We start from the raw sequence: 16,670 nt of genomic DNA on the forward strand, positions 1-16,670 counted from the left end.
CCCATGCCAAAAAACGTCGTCGATGCGATCGTCTCGGTCGAGACCTTCATCATCTCCATTCCCCGCGAGGTGCCCTATCTTGGGCCGCTGAAAGAGGGCGAGGCGATCAACGCGCGCGGTTACCTGATCCGCAAGGGCAACCGCACCATCTATCCCTCGACCGACATGACGCTGCTGATCAAGGTCACCGGCGAGAGCGGCAAGGTCGGCTGGGGTGAGTGTTACGGCATCGTCGCTCCCGAAGCGACCAAGGCGATCATCGACGACGTGCTCGGCCCGGTCATCATCGGCCGCGATCCGGGCGATGCGGCGGTTATTCACGAGGATCTCTATGACCTGATGCGGGTGCGGGGTTTCTTCGGTGGCTACTACCTCGATGCGCTGGCGGGTGTCGATATCGCCCTCTGGGACCTGACCGGCAAGAACCTCGGGGTGCCGGTCTCCACTCTGCTCGGCGGGCGGCGGTACGATACGATCCGCGCCTATGTCTCCGGGCTGCCGAAAGCGACGCTGAAGGAGCGTTGCGATCTGGCCGTCCATTGGGTTGGCAAGGGCTACAAGGGCATCAAGTTCGCGGCGGTGGTCTCCGATGAGGATATCGTCAAGGAAATGGCGGCTCTGCGCGAAGCGGTCGGGCCGGATATCGACCTGATGGTCGACCTGCACTGGAAATTCGAGGCGGGCGAGGCGATCCGCATCATCCGGCGGCTGGAGCCCTACAATCTCTATTTTGCCGAAGCGCCGGTACAGCCGGAGAACCTCCAGGGGCAGGCGCGGGTTGCGGCCGGCATCGGCGTGCCGCTGGCGCTCGGCGAGGAATTGCGCACCACCTATGAATACAGGCCACGGTTCGAAAAGCGGGCGATGAGCATCGTGCAGCCGGAAATGGGGCATACGGGCATTACCGAGTTCATCCGCATCGGCCAGATGGCGCAGGCCTTCCACATGAACATCATGCCGCACGCATCGATCAGCGTCGGCATCTTCATGGCGGCCAGCCTGCAGGCCGCGTCGGCGCTGCAGAACGTGCCCTATCACGAATACCAGCACTCGATCTTCGACCGGAACCTCACCTATACAAAGGGCGACATGGCGTCAGGCGAGGGCACCTATGTGGTGCCGACCGGTGCCGGTCTCGGCGTCGAGCCGAAGGAGGAAGTGTTCGAGTTTGTCGTCAGACGGTGACAGGATCGACGTCGACTGTTGAAGGGGCTGTCGCCGGACGGCGACTGGGCGCAGCGCCTGAGATCATCACCGTGCGGCATCGCGGAACGCTTCGAAGATCACCCGGTGGCCGGCGTCGTTGGGGTGGGTGATGTCGGGCGAGGCGAGAAGTCCGTCGCCGTGCTCCATCATCCTTTCGTAGACCGGGGCATAGAAAACCGGGAATTGCCGGGCAAGCTCGCGGACCGCTTCCACATAACGCTCAAAGCCCTGGCGAGTCTGGCCGGTGAACCCTGCGCTTCCAACCGAGAACCCGGCATCCGGAATATAGGGCGGGCTGCCGATCGCGATCCTTTGCCCATGTCCGGCGGCGATCAACGCCTTCAGGATACGGCTATAATCCCGCACGAAGCCTGCGACGTTCATGGTCTCCGGAGCCGCGGTGTAGCGGGCGTCATTGTAACCATAGAGGATCAGGATCGCGTCCTCGTGCGGCCGATCAAGAAGTGATTCAAAAAACCTCCCGACTCCATTGTTCGGCCTCGGCTTTCCCTCGGCGAACCTTGAGCCCTGCAACACCGTTCCCGGGATGGCGTGATTGCGGATCGGGAAGCCATCGACCGCACCGGCAAACAGAGCCGGCCAGGCGAGTTCGGGGCGGGAGGCGTTGAAGCCGGCGGTGATGCTGTCGCCGAATACGCGGGTGCCGGAAATTGAAAGCGATTTCAGATGCTCCGCAAATATCATCAACTTTTCCTTCATTTTCCCGCTTGACAGCAGCCGGTGCAATCTTGTTTATACGTATTAGCTGCTAATACGCATTAGCAGTCAAGAGGAGACAGGGAGGATGTTGCGTGGCTGCGCCTAAGCGTTTGACCCAGCACGATATTGCGAAATTGGCCGGCGTCAGCCAGGCGACCGTTTCGCTTGTGCTGAACGGCGCACCGACAGCTCTGGCGCGTATTCCGCAGGAGACCCGCGAGCGCGTCCAGCAGGTCATCCGCACCACCGGTTATGTTGCCGATCCCATCGCGCGCCGGATGGCGAAGGGGCTCAATCGCATTCTCGGCGTGTTCACCTACGAGCCGGCGTTTCCAAGCGCCCAGGCAGACTTCTTCACGCCCTTCCTGCTCGGCATCGAGGAAGAGGCGCAGATCCAGAATTACGACCTTCTGCTTTTGACAGGGGCCGGCGTCGGGCAGGATCGAAAAATCTTTGCCGACGGCAACCGCCTGAGGATCGCCGATGGCTGCCTCGTGCTCGGCCGCGAATTCGACCGCGCGGAGCTGACGCGACTTGTATCCGGCGACTATCCGTTCGTGGCGATCGGCCGACGCGAGGACGCCGGCGGGCCGGTCCCCTATGTCGGCGGCGATTATGCGAACGGCACGCGGGCGCTCGTCGAGAAGGCAGGGGCGCTCGGGCATTCGAAGCTCGCCTATATCGGCCCACCGGGACCGGCGGAATCGACTGCCGATCGGTGGTCGGGCTTTGACGGTGCTCTCGGCGACGGTCTCGAGCTTGTCCTGCATATCGAAACGGCGGGACGTGCGGCAGACGAGATACTGGACGCTCTTTTCGGCAGCGGTGCGACTGTCGCCTTCTTTGTCGAGCTCGCCGATGCGGTGCGTGTCGAGGCGGCTGCGCGCGCGCGTGGCCTGTCCATCCCCGGTGATTTTTCGGCCGTCGTGCTCGGTAGCCATATCCGCGCGGAACGCAGCCATGTGCAATTCACCGCCTTCGACATCCCCCGCGAGGAGATGGGCCGGCAGGCGACAGCCATGCTGGTGCGCCGCATCGAGAGCGGCGATGCCGGCCAACAAATTCTTCTGACCTGTGAACCGGTCGAGGGGGAAACCCTTGGACCCGCAAAAAGACGGACATGATCAACGTGACAGAGATGCATACGGATATTCTGGTGGTAGGCGGCGGTCTCGGCGGTGTTGCGGCAGCACTTGGTGCATGCCGGGCCGGCCGCAGCGTGATCATGACCGAGGAGTTCGACTGGATCGGCGGCCAGCTGACCAGCCAGGCAGTGCCCTCCGACGAACATACCTGGGTCGAGCAGTTCGGCATCACCCGCTCTTACCGGAAGCTGCGGGAAGGCATCCGCCGGTATTACCGCGACCACTATCCTCTGACCGAGGGCGCCCGCGCCTGGGGCGACCTCAATCCCGGTTCCGGCTGGGTCAGCCGCATCTGCGCCGAACCGCGCGTCAGCCTTGCCGTCATGGAAGCCATGCTTGCGCCCTATCGCGGCGCCGGCAAGCTGAAGGTGCTGCAGCCCTATCGCCCGGTCGCCGCCGATGTCGATGGGGATACGGTTCGCTCCGTTACCGTTCGGCATCGCGACACCGGTCGAGAGATCACCATCTCCGCCGCCTATATCCTCGACGCAACGGAGCTCGGCGATCTGCTGCCGATGACCGGCACCGAATATGTGAAGGGCTTCGAGGCCCAGTCCGACACCGGCGAGCCGAGTGCGCCACCGCAAGCGCAGCCGGACAACGTCCAGGCCGTGTCGATCTGCTTTGCGATCGATCACGTCGATGGCGATCAGACGATCGACAAGCCGGAAAATTACGACTACTGGCGCACGTACCAGCCGCATTTCTGGGGCGGCCCGCTGCTTGGCTTCACCGCGCCGCATCCGCGCACGCTCGATTTCACCACCCGCTCGTTCGCGCCCAATCCGAATGACGATCCGCTCGCCGTCGATGCCGACCAGCGCAAGGGTGGCGGCGACGAGAACCTGTGGATCTTCCGGCGCATCGCCGCGCGCAATAACTTCGTGCCCGGCGCCTACGCCTCAGACATCTGCCTCGTGAACTGGCCGATGATCGACTACATGGAAGGCACGATCATCGACCTTTCCGAAGAGGACAAGGCAAAGCAGCTGAAATCGGCTGCCGACCTTTCCTACTCGCTGTTCTACTGGCTGCAGACCGAAGCGCCGCGCGTCGATGGCGGCCAGGGTTTTCCGGGGCTTCGCCTGCGCGGCGACATTACCGGCACCGAGCACGGGCTTGCCATGGCTCCCTATATCCGCGAGAGCCGCCGCATCAGGCCAGTCACCCGCATCGTCGAGCAGGACCTCTCCTATTCGGTGCGCGGCGAAAAGGGCGCGGTCAACTACCGCGACAGCATCGGCATCGGCATGTACCGGATCGACCTGCATCCCTCGACCGGCGGCGACAACTATATCGACGTGCCGTCCTGCCCGTTCGAGATTCCGCTCGGTGCACTTCTGCCTGAGCGGGTGAAGAACCTCATCCCGGCCGGCAAGAATATCGGCACCACCCACATCACCAATGGCTGCTACCGGCTGCACCCGGTCGAATGGAACATCGGCGAAGTCGCCGGCATGCTCGCCGCCCATTGCCTCGACAAAAACCTTACGCCGCATCAGGTCCAGGAAAGTGACGAGAAGCTCCAGAATTTCCAGAGAGAGCTCAGCCGTGAAGGCATCGAAATGCGCTGGCCGGATATCGCGGCCTACTAAGGACGGCCAATGGACTGTCTATCAAAACCAACCTTTGGAGGAGGAACGGGAATGAACTATCATCGGACTTTGAAATCTGCGGTCGCGGCATTGGCCGTGGCCGTGCCGCTCTGCTGGAGCGGCTTCGCCAACGCCCAGGACGCTGTCAACCTGCGCATGACCATCTGGAGCGCCAACGAGGCGCATCTGAAGCTGTTCAGCGACATCGCCGCGGGCTTCAAAAAAGACCATCCGAACGTGACGGTGACCTATGAGTCGCTGCCGTTCGATACTTATACGACGGCACTGACGACCCAGATCGCCGGCGGCAATGCGCCCGACATGGCCTGGATCTTCGAGACGGCCGCCTATGACTTCGTCAATTCCGGCGCGCTCTATCCGCTGACGGACACGCTCAAGTCCACCAAGGGCTATAATGCAGAAGAGCTGAGCGCCACAGCCGCCGAGCGCTGGACCAAGGACGGCAAGCTGTTTGCCTATCCGTTCTCGACCTCGCCGTTTGCGATGTTCGTCAATAACGACCTCATCAAGGCTTCCGGCGCCAAGACCCCGGCGGAAATGATCGCCGCCAACCAGTGGACATGGGACAACGCCATCGCCACCGCATCCACCGTCGGCAAGACTGGCAAGGGTGGCCTGATCGTCCGCGACTTCAACTATCAGATCTGGCAGAACCTTGCCTCCGTCTGGAACGGCTGGGGCGCATCGCCATGGAGTGCCGACGGCAAGACCTGCACGATGACCGAAAAGCCGATGGTTGACGCGCTGACCTTCATTCATGACGCCGTCTTCAAGAACAAGGCGATGCCGGGCCCCGGCGAAAGCGTCGACTTCTTCGCCGGCAATGCGGCAATGACGATCACTCAGATCAGCCGCGCCTCGCTGCTGCCGAAGGACAAGCCGTTCGCCTGGGATCTCGTGCCGCTGCCGAAGGGGCCGGCAGGCAACTATGCGCTGATCGGCCAGGCCGGCGTCGGCGTCATGCAGTCGGGCAAGAACGCCAAGACGGCCGCCGAATTCGTCGCCTATATGACGAACCCGGAAAACTCGGCCAAGCTCAGCCAGTTCTTCCCGTCGGCCCGCAAGTCGCTGCTGAACGCCGAAGTCCTGAAGAAGACCAATCCGCTGCTGAGCCAGGAGCAGATCGACAAGGTCGTGATCTCCGGCATCGCCACCGGCAAGGTCATTCCGGGCCATACCGGCTTTGCGCAGATCCAGCAGGTGGTTCGTTCGGGCCTCGATGCCGTCTGGCGTCCGGATGCGAATATCCCGGCAGCCCTCCAGCAGATCTGCGGCCAGATCGGCCCGCTTCTGAAGCGCTAAGGGAATAGCTGATGGCTGTCGTGCAGCAAACCGCCCATCCGGAAGGCCGCTCCTCATCGTCGTTCTGGACGGTCGCGCGGCGCGACAGCCTCGCCGGCTTTCTATTCATCGCCCCGCAGCTGATCGGGATCACGCTCTTCGTGCTGACCCCGCTCTGCCTCGTCTTCTGGTATTCGCTGCACGAGTGGAACGTGCTCGCCAATACCTTCACCTATACGGGCCTCGCGAACTACCAGATGCTTCTCGAAGACACGAGCCTGCCTTCGGTGCTCGGGGCGACGGCGATTTTTTCCGCCGGGCTGGTAATCTTCAACCTGAGCCTAGCACTGCTGCTTGCCGTGCTGCTCAACCAGAAGCTCGCCGGCATCACCATCTTCCGCACGCTGTTCTTCTCGCCGGTCGTCGTGTCGCTGGTCGCCTGGACGATCGTTTGGGGGTTCCTGTTGCAGAAGAACGGCGGCATCAACGGCGTGCTGCTCGTCTTCGGCATCGACGGGCCGAACTGGCTGCGCGAACCGGTGACGGCGATGATCTCGGTCATCGTGGTGCAGGTGTTCAAGAATGTCGGCCTCAACATGATCCTGTTCCTCGCCGCCCTCCAGGGCGTGCCGAACGAACTCTACGAGGCGGCCCGCATCGACGGCGCTCCGCGCTTCAAGCAGTTCCGTCGCATCACCCTGCCGCTGATCAGCCCGACCATCCTCTTGACCTCGATCATCACCATCGTCGGCTCGTTGCAGGTGTTCGCGCAGATCGCCGTGCTGACGCAAGGCGGGCCGGGCCTCACGACCACGGTGCTGGTCTATTACCTCTACCAGCAGGCCTTCCAGTTCCATTTCTTCGGTTACGGCTCGACGCTGTCGATCATGCTGTTCGTGATCGTCGCCGTGCTGACCTTCACCCAGTGGCAGATGCGCAAGAGGATCGTTTTTTATGAAAGCTGAACTCTCCCCGCGCAGACAAGTGTTTCTCTACGGCCTGCTCTGTGTCCTCCTGATCCCCTTCGTTTTCCCGACGTGGTGGATGGTGACATCGTCGGTGAAACCGATCAGCGACATTTTTGCGTTTCCGCCGCAGCTCATGCCGGAAAGCTACGACTGGACGACCTATGCCAAGGTCTTCGAACTGCAGCCCTTCGTGAAGCAGTACTGGAACTCGGCCTACATCGCGGCGCTGGTGACGATCGGAACCATGATCGTCTCCTCCATGGCCGGATACGCCTTTGCGCGGATCAAATTCCCCTTCGCCAATACGATCTTCATGGTCGTGCTGCTGGGGCTCTTGATCCCGTCGGAAGTGACGATCGTGCCGCTTTTCCAGATGTTCCTGAAGGCGGGCATGGTCAACACCCACTGGCCGCTGATCCTGGTGCCGATCTTCGGTGCGCCAAGCGTGTTCGCGACATTCGTGATGCGGCAGTTCTTCATTGCGCTGCCTGCCGAGCTCGAAGAGGCGGCGCGGGTCGATGGTCTCGGGCGGTTCAAGATCTTTCGAAAGATCGCCTTGCCGCTGGCAAGGCCGGCGCTCGCCTCTGTGGCGATCTTCACCTTCCTGCATTCCTGGAACCTCTATCTGGAGCCGATCGTGTTCCTGTCGAGCGCCGACAAATTCACGCTGCCGCAGGCGCTGACACAATATACCGACGCCTATGGCGGGCCGATGTGGAACATCCAGCTTGCGGCCGCGACCCTGACGGCGCTGCCCGTTCTCCTCGTCTTCATCATCGCGCAGAAGCAATTCGTCGAAGGGCTCGCGCATACCGGCCTCAAGGGTTGAAAAACTCACCTTTTGAAACACTGGGGCTGAAGAAACGGAAATCTGATTGATGGCTGAAGTTACCCTTTCCAATGTCCGCAAGAGCTATGGCGCCGTCGACATCATCCACGGCATCGACCTCGGCATCACCGATGGCGAGTTCGTGGTGCTCGTCGGCCCGTCCGGCTGCGGCAAGTCCACGCTGCTCAGGATGGTCGCCGGGCTGGAGACAATTACCGGCGGCGAGGTGAATATCGGCGGGCGGGTGGTCAACGACCTCGACCCCAAGGACCGAGACATCGCCATGGTCTTCCAGAACTATGCGCTCTATCCTCATATGACCGTTGCCACCAATATGGGCTTCTCGCTGGAGCATCGCGGCGGCAGCAGGGCGGAGATCGCCGAACGCGTCAAATGGGCCGCCGACATCCTTGGCCTCGCACCGCTGCTCGACCGTTACCCACGCCAGCTTTCCGGCGGCCAACGCCAGCGTGTTGCGATGGGCCGGGCGATCGTGCGCGATCCCAAGGTGTTCCTGTTCGATGAGCCGCTTTCCAATCTTGACGCGAAACTACGTGTCGTCATGCGCGGCGAGATCAAAAGCCTGCACCAGAGACTGAAGACGACCACCATCTACGTCACCCACGACCAGGTCGAGGCGATGACCATGGCCGACAAGATCGTCGTACTGAACGGCGGTAAGGTCGAGCAGATCGGGGCACCACTCGACCTTTACGACCGGCCGGCCAATCAGTTCGTTGCGGGCTTCATCGGCTCACCGTCGATGAATTTCCTCACTGGCACGATCACGACCGAAGGGTTCTCGGCGCCCGGCATCATGCTGCCGCTGCCTGAGGTAGCGCACGAGCACAAGGACCGAAAGGCGGTCTACGGCATTCGTCCCGAACATTTCGCCCTGGACGAGAACGGCGTGCCGGCGGAAATCGTGCTGGTCGAGCCGATGGGCTCCGAGACGCAGGTAACGATGAAGCTTGGCGAGACGCTGGTGACCGGCGTGTTTCGCGAGCGGGTATCGTTGTCGCCGGGGGCAACGATCCGGGTGCGGCCGGAACTCGGCAATATCCATCTCTTCGCCGCCGATGGCGGCCAGCGTCTGAACTGAGGCCCGTGATGCCGAATTACCCCGAAACCAAGCTCACCAAGGCGCTGCGCGGCGGCGAATTTCCGGTCATCGTCTCGCTCGCCCGCCACGACCTCGATCTTGCCAAGGCGGCGATCGGGGCGGGGGCATTTGCGATCAAGGTGCATCTCAACGCCTATCATCGCGCGACCGGCACGACATTCGGCAGTTTTGCCGAGGAGCGGCCGTTTTTCGAGACGCTGGCGCCGCTCGGGGTGCCGCTGCTGGTAATGGCCGGCCAGGAGACGGTGCCGACGCCGGGCGAGCTCGATGCCTTGGCGGATCTTGGTTTTGAAGGGTTCAATGTCTATTTCGACCATCTTCAGCCGCATCTGCTGCAGTCGAAGCTCCGCCCGATCCCGGCGCTCGGCGAGAATAGCACTGACGAGGACTTGAAGACCATCGTCGCCATTCCCGGCGCGATGATGGAGGCGTCTGTTGCGTCGTTTGCCGATTACGGCAGGCCGCTCGACGAGACCGACCTCGGCCGCTACAGGGAAATCACCTCGAAGGCCGGCATTCCGGTCATCGCGCCGAGCCAGAAGCGTTTCGTGGCCGCCGATATGGCAAGGCTGAAGGCGGCCGGCATCGCGGCGCCGCTGCTCGGTGTCATCGTCACCGGCACGACGCCCAAGAGCCTGGAGGAGGCGGTGCGTCCGATCGTCGAGGCGGCAACTGGCTGAGTGGCGGCGATGGATTGAATTTCTTCCGTCGGATCGCCATTTTAGGTGCAAATCCAAAACCGAAGGAGGAAAGCATGACGACGTCTACCGAACGGGCCGTTCTGGCCGGAGGTTGTTTCTGGGGCATGCAGGACCTGATCCGGCGTCTGCCCGGTGTGGTATCGACCCGCGTCGGTTATAGCGGCGGCGATGTGCCGAATGCGACCTACCGCAATCATGGCACCCATGCCGAAGCAATCGAGATAATCTTCGATCCGGCCAAGACCAGCTATCGCGATATTCTGGAATTCTTCTTCCAGATCCACGATCCGTCGACCAAGAACCGCCAGGGCAACGATATCGGCATGAGCTATCGTTCGGCGATCTATTACGAGAACGATGAACAGAAGCGCGTCGCCGAAGACACCATCGCCGATGTCAACGCATCGGGCTTATGGCCGGGCAAGGTGGTGACGGAAGTGGAGCCGGTTGGTGATTTCTGGCAGGCGGAACCGGAGCATCAGGATTACCTGGAGCGTTATCCGAATGGCTATACCTGCCATTTCCCGCGTCCGAACTGGAAGCTGCCGAAGCGCGCCAGCGTTGCTGCTGAATAACCCGTCTTAATTCACGAATTGAAGGCGCTGCCATTTCGAAATGGCAGCGCCTTTTTTGTTTAGGCCAGCGTGTAGGCGGTCTTCACCACGGTGAAGAACTCGGCAGCATACTTGCCCTGTTCGCGCGGGCCGAAGGACGATGCCTTGCGGCCGCCGAACGGCACGTGGAAATCGACGCCTGCCGTCGGCAGGTTGACCATCACCATGCCGGCTTCCGAGTTGCGCTTGAAATGCGTCGCGTGCTTGAGGCTGGTAGTGGCGATGCCCGCCGACAGGCCGAACGGCGTGTCGTTGGCGGTTGCCAGCGCTTCCTCGTAGTTTTTCACCCGGATGACGGATACGACCGGTCCGAAAATCTCTTCACGGGAGATGCGCATCTGGTTGGTGGCTTCGGTAAACAGCGTCGGCTGAAGGTAAAAGCCGGGCGTGTCGCGCTTGACGATTTCGCCCCCGAAAGCGAGCTTGGCGCCTTCCGATTTGCCGATATCGATATAGTCCGTATCCTGCTTCAACTGCTTGTCGTCGACGACCGGGCCGATATGGCTGCCGGCCTTCATGGCGTTGTCGACGTTGAGCGTCTTCAGCTTCTCGGTGAGTGCTGCGACGAACTTGTCGTGGATGCCTTCCGTCACGATCAGGCGCGACGAAGCGGTGCAACGCTGGCCGGTCGAGAAGAAGCCCGAATTGGCGGCGGCTTCGACGGCGACGTTGATGTCCGCGTCATCGAGGACGACCATCGGGTTCTTGCCGCCCATTTCGAGCTGGAACTTGCGGTTATGCTCGATCGAGGCCAGCGCAACGCGCTTGCCGGTGCCGGTCGAGCCGGTAAACGTGATGCCGGCGAGGTCCGGGCTGTCGAGCATGGTCTGGCCGACGACCGAGCCGCGGCCCATGACGAGGTTCAGAACGCCCTTCGGCAGGCCGGCGCGGTGGAGGATGTCGACGATCGCCCAGCCGCAGCCAGGCACGAGATCGGCAGGCTTGAAGACGACAGTGTTGCCGTAGCAGAGCGCCGGCGCGATCTTCCATGCCGGAATGGCGATCGGGAAATTCCAGGGCGTGATGATGCCGATGACGCCGAGTGGTTCGCGGGTGATCTCGACACCGATGTTCGGACGTGCGGACGGCACCAGTTCGCCGGTCAGGCGCAGCGCTTCTCCAGCGAAGAAATCGAAGATCTGGGCGGCGCGGGTAACTTCGCCGATCGCTTCGGGAAGGATCTTGCCTTCCTCGCGGGCGAGAAGCGCGCCGAGTTCTTCCTTGCGGGCGAGGATTTCGTCGGAAGCTTTCCGAAGAATAGCGTGACGCTCCAGGATGCCGGAACGTGACCAGGCCGGGAAAGCGGCCTTGGCGGCTGCTATCGCCTGCTTGGCGTCTTCGGCATTGCCCTGGGCATACATGCCCACGACATCGTTGGTATCGGACGGGTTGATGTTCTTGGAAGCGTCCGAGCCGACCCATTCGCCGGCGATCAGGTTCTGGTAGATGGTCATGGACCTCTCCTCTCATGTGAAAGGTCCCGCCAAGCGGCGGGACCGTCAGATAAAGCTTGTTCAGTCGCTCATTTGAAAACGTTTGGGAGCCAGAGCGACAAGGCAGGGATATAAGTCACGAGCAGCAATACTGCGATGCTGGCTCCGAAGAAAGGCCAGATCGTGCGCATCGCTTCACGTATCGTGATGCCGCCGACCGCGCAACTGACGAAGAGCACGGTTCCGACCGGCGGCGTGTTGAGGCCGATGCCGGCATTGAGGATCATGATGACGCCGAAATGGACAGGATCGATGCCGAAGGCTTTGACGACCGGCAGCAGAATCGGGGTCGAGATGATGACCATCGGCGCCATGTCCATGAACGTGCCAAGCACCAGCAGGATGACGTTGATCATCAGGAGCACGATAATCGGATTGTCGGAGATCGCTCCGATCGCCGCGATGATCAGCGTCTGGACCTGCAGGAATGCCATCAGCCAGCCGAACGCGGCCGCGGTGCCGATGACCAGCAATACCATCGCGGTGGTGCGCACGGCGCCCATGACGGCCTCGACAAAACCGTTCCAGTTCAGCTCGCGATAAACGAGCATGGCCACAAGGAACGCGTAGAGGACCGCAATGCAGGAGCTTTCGGTTGCCGTGAACACGCCGGAGCGTACGCCGCCGAAGATGATGGCGATCAGCAGGATGCCTGGCAGCGAAGCCAGAAAGTAATAACCGATGCGGGCAAAGCCCGGGAACGGATCGGCCGGATAACCGCGTTTGACGGCAACCCACCAGGCCGTGATCATCAGCGCTCCGGCCAGCAGCAGGCCGGGAATGATGCCGGCGGTGAAGAGGTCGGCAACGGAGACGTTGCCGCCGGCTGCGATCGAATAGAGGATCATGTTGTGCGAGGGCGGGATCATCAATGCGATGATCGCGGCGTTGGCTGTCACGTTCACCGCATAATCCCGGTCGTAGCCGCGCGCAGCCATTTGCGGGATCATCAATCCGCCGACGGCCGATGCATCCGCCACGGCCGAACCGGAAATGCCGCCGAACAGCGTCGATGCGACGACGTTGACCTGGCCGAGACCGCCGCGCATATGGCCGACAAGGCCGGCTGCGAAGCGGATCAGCCTGTGCGCAATGCCGCCGCGCACCATCAGGTCGCCAGCGAAGATGAAGAACGGGATCGCCATCATGGCGAAGACGTTCATGCCGGAATTCAGCTGCTGGAAGACGACGATCGGCGGCAGGCCCATGTAGAGGACCGTGGCGAAGGACGCGATTCCAAGGCAGAAGGCGATCGGCATGCCGATCAGCATGAGGAAGGTAAAGGAACCGAAAAGAATGGCGTAGGCCATTACGCAGCCTCCTGCACGAGGACGTCAGCAGCAATTTCTTCGCCGATGGCGACGTCGACGAAGCGCTCCAGAGCGAAAAGGGAGATCATGACGCCTCCGACGATCATCGGGAAGAAGTCGGTGCCGCCCGGCCAGCCGAGCACGGGAATGGTGGCCGACCACGTGCCCTTGGCGAGCAGCGTCGAATAATAGGCCATGCCTATCCCGAACAGCACGATCAGGCCGAGGCTCAGGAGGTCCATGGCCTTCTGAATTGCCGGTGGCATGACGTAACGAACGATATCGAGCCCGAGATGCACGCTCTCACGCACACCGACGGCGGCTCCGAGCATGATGAACCACGACATCAGGTAGAGCGACAGCGGCTCGGACCAGCTCGGCGAGTCGTTCAGGATATAACGGCCGAAGACCTGCCAGCCGACGATGAGGGTCATGGCGATCATGCCGGTGCCGGAAATATAAAGCGATAGGCGGCTGAGCCCGCCCAGAATTGGCTTGATGGCCAACATGAAGTTTCTCATGAACCTGTCCTCCACGATCCGGCGACGTTCCCCGGTGCCGGAAATGAAAAACCGGCCCTCTGATCAGAGGGCCGGCTTCTTTTTCGAACTTACTTGACGGCCTGGATCTGCTCCAGCAGAGCCTTTTGCTTCGCGTCCGTGACGAACTTGTCATAGACCGGCTTCATGGCTGCCGAGAACTCGTCTTTGTTGACCTTGATAATGTTGGCGCCAGCAGCACGAACCTTGGCTTCCGAGGACTTTTCGCGGGCAGTCCAGAGCTCACGCATCTTGACGACCGAGTCCTTGGCTGCCTGGCGGAAGATCTTCTGGTCTTCCGGCGTCAGCTTGTCCCAGGAGATCTTCGACATGACCAGAATCTCCGGGTTCAGCGAATGTTCGGTCAGCGTATAGTTCTTGGCGATCTCGTAGTGGCGGGCGGACTCATAGGAAGGCCAATTGTTTTCTGCGCCGTCGACCACACCGGTTTCGAGCGAGGAATAGACTTCGCCCATCGGCATCGGGGTCGGGTTGGCGCCGAAGGCCTGCATCATGGCGATCCAGAGGTCGGACTGCTGGACGCGGATCTTCATGCCCTTCAGGTCGGCAAGCTTGGTGATCGGCTTCTTGGTCGTGTAGAAGGAGCGCGCGCCGGAATCGTAGTAAGCGAGACCGATCAGGCCATGCGGTTCGAAGGCTTTCAGGATTTCGTCGCCGATCGGGCCGTCGACGACCTTGTGCATGTGCTCGGTCGAACGGAACAGGAAGGGCAGGCCGAGAACGGTGGTTTGCGGCACGAGGTTGTTGAACGGCGCTGCGTTGACGCGGTTCAAATCGATGACGCCGAAACGGGTCTGTTCGATCGTGTCCTTTTCACCACCCAGCACCGAGTTGTTCATCACCTGTATCTTGATGCGGCCGTTGGTGCGCTGGGAGATTAGTTCGCCCATATATTTGACGGCATCGACGGTCGGATAGCCATCCGGATGGATATCGGCGGAACGCAGGGTAACCTGCGCATTGGCGGCGGTCGCGCTGAGCGCGAGACCGAATGCGAGGCCGAGCAGTTTCGTGAGTTTCATGTTGTCCTCCTCCGTTGATCGCCGGGGCCTCCGTGCCCCGGTCGTTTAATTATCAGTCTCCTAGGGCTTGCCTTGCCGCTTATTGGGCCGACAGGCCGTAAAGCTCTTCAGGGTTTTTCACGAGCGCGAGTTGGCGTGCCGCATCGTTCGGGAACCAGCCGAGCACGGTGTCGGTCAGCGCCAGGTCATCCGGATAATCTGCCTGTTCGCGGGCGAGATTGTGCGGCCAATTGGTGCCCCAGACGATGCGTTCCGGTGCATATCTGGCGATCTCGCGGGCGATGGCTGCGACATCGGCATAGTCCGGGCCGCCGGCCTTGGAAGATTCATAGACGCCGGCAAACTTGAACCAGCATTTTCCACCGTCGATCAGCCGCTTGACAGCTGCGATCTGCGGGCTGTCCGGTGTCACGCCTGAAAAGAACTTGCCATGGTGATCGAAGACCCAGCGGGACTTCAGGTTCCTCAGGTGCTCTTCGTGGTCGAGGATGTTGCTGCCGTCGAACTGGACGGCGACCATCCAGTTGCGGGACGCCGCTTTGGCGTCGACGGCTTCGAGTTCCGACAGGTTCACCGCGCCGCCCGGCAGATCCATGATGCGGGCGCCGACATTGCCGGCTGCTGCGAGGATATCGAGTTCGGCTTCCGATGTGGTGCTATCGATGACGCAGACGCCGCGGGCGATCGAGCCGAACTCCGCAAGGCAGGCGTTGAGATTGGAATTGTCGCGCTGCTGGGCATTGCCCTGGGTGACGATGACCCGATCGATGCCGATCCAGCGCATGAACTGGAGATACTGGGCGGGTGTTGGCAAATCTCCCGCCGGAAGGCCCGGACCGCCGGGCAGTGACGGAAAGCCCGGCAGATATGCATGCATCTGAGTGTCGATCGCGCCCTTGGGCAGTTTGGTCTTGGGCGGCGTGCCGGAAAGGGTGCGGACGAGCATCAGATGTCTCCCATGCGGAATTCTTTGAGCGCATCGCGGTTGATCTCGATCCCAAGGCCGGGGCCGTTCGGGATCTGAACCACGCCACGCTCGTGTTCGATCGGGGTTTTGATCACCGCCTGACGGAACGGATTGTGGGTACGGTCGAATTCGAGGATCGGTTCGATCGGATTAACGCGAACCGGGCTCGGGATCATCGCCGCCATGAACTGCAATGCGGCGGCGATATGCACAGCGGTGCCCCAGACATGCGGCACGACGCGGATGCCGTGAAGGGCTGCCAGATCAGCGACGCGCTTGGCTTCGGTAAAGCCGCCAACGCCGGCAAGGTCCGGCTGCAGGATATCGACGGCACGGGTTTCCACGGGCTCGCGCATGCCCCAGCGGCTGTGCCAGGTCTCGCCGCCGGCAACCGGGATCGGCTGGCGGGCGCGGACTTCGCGGTAGGCGGCAAGCTGTTCCGGCACCACGGGTTCCTCGAACCAGTCGATATTGAGTTCAGCAGCCGCCTGGCCGAATTTGATCGCCTCGATGGCGTCGTAACCGTGGTTGGCGTCGACCATCAGGCGCATGTCAGGACCGACGGCGTCGCGCACGGCACGGATGACGCGCAGATCCTCCTCGACGCCGAAGCCGATCTTGATCTTGCTGGCGTGAAAACCCTGTTGCCAATAGCCGGCGACGTCGGTGGCATTGTCTTCCACGCGGTCGACGCCGTCGCGCTTGAAGCTGCCGGTCGCATAGGCTCTGACGCTCTCGCGGAAACGTCCACCGAGCAGGATCGAGACCGGCACGCCGAAATGTTTGCCCTTGATATCCCAGAGCGCGATGTCGATGCCGGACAGTGCCGTGACGGCAAGGCCGCGCTGACCCTGATCGCGCAGCGCATTATAGAGCCGCGCCCAGATCTTTTCGGTTTCGAGCGGATTTTCGCCCATCAGCCAGTTCGCATAGGTCGCGACCACGGCCGCATTCGGCCGGGCCGGGCCTAGGCATTCGCCCCAGCCGATCGTGCCGTCATCGCACTCGATCTCGACGAGCACATGGGCGCGGCGATCGAAGCGCATCGAGGCGCTTTCGAAGGCGACGTCGAGCCTGTGTTCGAGAAGGTGGGTGCGAACCGAAGCGATCTTCAT

16 protein-coding genes are annotated in these 16,670 nt (G+C 61.8%); 9 read left to right on the plus strand and 7 right to left on the minus strand.

Annotated elements, in window-relative coordinates; all coding sequences use genetic code 11:
* Nucleotides 1–3: 3 nt before the first annotated feature.
* Nucleotides 4–1,185 (plus strand): mandelate racemase/muconate lactonizing enzyme family protein, encoded by a 1,182-nt coding sequence (locus MOV63_RS06870; protein ID WP_247032866.1) that lies wholly within the window; start codon nucleotides 4–6, stop codon nucleotides 1,183–1,185.
* 66 nt (nucleotides 1,186–1,251) lie between these two features.
* Here the strand turns inward: MOV63_RS06870 and MOV63_RS06875 are convergent, their stop codons facing one another.
* A complete protein-coding gene (locus MOV63_RS06875) occupies nucleotides 1,252–1,911 on the minus strand; it encodes an SGNH/GDSL hydrolase family protein (protein ID WP_247032867.1) in 660 nt (219 codons plus the stop codon).
* Nucleotides 1,912–2,018: 107 nt separating this feature from the next.
* Here MOV63_RS06875 and MOV63_RS06880 point away from each other — a divergent pair, with 107 nt between their 5' ends.
* The 8 genes from MOV63_RS06880 to msrA all read left to right on the plus strand — a co-directional run bounded on the left by MOV63_RS06880 (nucleotide 2,019) and on the right by msrA (nucleotide 10,164).
* On the plus strand, nucleotides 2,019–3,050 hold the full coding sequence (locus MOV63_RS06880) for a LacI family DNA-binding transcriptional regulator (RefSeq protein WP_038543825.1): 1,032 nt from the start codon (nucleotides 2,019–2,021) through the stop codon (nucleotides 3,048–3,050).
* A 14-nt stretch (nucleotides 3,051–3,064) separates the two neighbouring features.
* Nucleotides 3,065–4,666, plus strand: a complete 1,602-nt coding sequence (locus tag MOV63_RS06885) for an FAD-dependent oxidoreductase (RefSeq protein ID WP_247032893.1) — start codon at nucleotides 3,065–3,067, stop codon at nucleotides 4,664–4,666.
* 51 nt (nucleotides 4,667–4,717) lie between these two features.
* Nucleotides 4,718–5,989 (plus strand): sugar ABC transporter substrate-binding protein, encoded by a 1,272-nt coding sequence (locus MOV63_RS06890; RefSeq protein WP_247032868.1) that lies wholly within the window; start codon nucleotides 4,718–4,720, stop codon nucleotides 5,987–5,989.
* An 11-nt stretch (nucleotides 5,990–6,000) separates the two neighbouring features.
* On the plus strand, nucleotides 6,001–6,933 hold the full coding sequence (locus MOV63_RS06895; RefSeq protein WP_247032869.1) for a carbohydrate ABC transporter permease: 933 nt from the start codon (nucleotides 6,001–6,003) through the stop codon (nucleotides 6,931–6,933).
* Complete coding sequence (locus MOV63_RS06900) at nucleotides 6,923–7,765, plus strand: carbohydrate ABC transporter permease (RefSeq protein WP_247032870.1); 843 nt, start codon at nucleotides 6,923–6,925, stop codon at nucleotides 7,763–7,765. The genes MOV63_RS06895 and MOV63_RS06900 overlap by 11 nt, the downstream gene beginning before the upstream one ends.
* Before the next feature lie 49 nt (nucleotides 7,766–7,814).
* A complete protein-coding gene (locus MOV63_RS06905) occupies nucleotides 7,815–8,867 on the plus strand; it encodes an ABC transporter ATP-binding protein (protein ID WP_247032871.1) in 1,053 nt (350 codons plus the stop codon).
* 8 nt (nucleotides 8,868–8,875) lie between these two features.
* Nucleotides 8,876–9,568: a hypothetical protein gene (locus tag MOV63_RS06910; protein WP_247032872.1), complete on the plus strand. Its 693-nt coding sequence runs from the start codon at nucleotides 8,876–8,878 to the stop codon at nucleotides 9,566–9,568.
* A 74-nt stretch (nucleotides 9,569–9,642) separates the two neighbouring features.
* Nucleotides 9,643–10,164, plus strand: coding sequence for a peptide-methionine (S)-S-oxide reductase MsrA (gene msrA / locus MOV63_RS06915; RefSeq protein WP_046625719.1), 522 nt, complete (start codon nucleotides 9,643–9,645; stop codon nucleotides 10,162–10,164).
* Between the two features lie 59 nt (nucleotides 10,165–10,223).
* Here the strand turns inward: msrA and MOV63_RS06920 are convergent, their stop codons facing one another.
* From MOV63_RS06920 to MOV63_RS06945, 6 genes are all read right to left on the minus strand, one after another.
* Entirely contained in the window at nucleotides 10,224–11,657 is a 1,434-nt protein-coding gene (locus MOV63_RS06920; protein WP_247032873.1) for an aldehyde dehydrogenase family protein, read from the minus strand.
* Between the two features lie 68 nt (nucleotides 11,658–11,725).
* Nucleotides 11,726–13,006 carry a TRAP transporter large permease gene (locus MOV63_RS06925; RefSeq protein WP_247032874.1) on the minus strand — a complete coding sequence of 427 codons (1,281 nt, stop codon included), beginning with the start codon at nucleotides 13,004–13,006 and terminating at the stop codon, nucleotides 11,726–11,728.
* Complete coding sequence (locus tag MOV63_RS06930) at nucleotides 13,006–13,527, minus strand: TRAP transporter small permease (protein ID WP_038543805.1); 522 nt, start codon at nucleotides 13,525–13,527, stop codon at nucleotides 13,006–13,008. Before MOV63_RS06930 ends, MOV63_RS06925 begins: the two co-directional genes overlap by 1 nt.
* An 89-nt stretch (nucleotides 13,528–13,616) precedes the next feature.
* Nucleotides 13,617–14,588 carry a TRAP transporter substrate-binding protein gene (locus MOV63_RS06935; RefSeq protein ID WP_038543802.1) on the minus strand — a complete coding sequence of 324 codons (972 nt, stop codon included), beginning with the start codon at nucleotides 14,586–14,588 and terminating at the stop codon, nucleotides 13,617–13,619.
* 79 nt (nucleotides 14,589–14,667) lie between these two features.
* Nucleotides 14,668–15,534, minus strand: a complete 867-nt coding sequence (locus MOV63_RS06940; protein ID WP_247032875.1) for an amidohydrolase family protein — start codon at nucleotides 15,532–15,534, stop codon at nucleotides 14,668–14,670.
* Complete coding sequence (locus tag MOV63_RS06945; protein WP_247032876.1) at nucleotides 15,534–16,670, minus strand: mandelate racemase/muconate lactonizing enzyme family protein; 1,137 nt, start codon at nucleotides 16,668–16,670, stop codon at nucleotides 15,534–15,536. The genes MOV63_RS06940 and MOV63_RS06945 overlap by 1 nt, the downstream gene beginning before the upstream one ends.

Origin of the sequence: Neorhizobium sp. SHOUNA12A (assembly GCF_023006505.1) — a bacterium.
Classification (GTDB): Bacteria; Pseudomonadota; Alphaproteobacteria; order Rhizobiales; family Rhizobiaceae; genus Neorhizobium.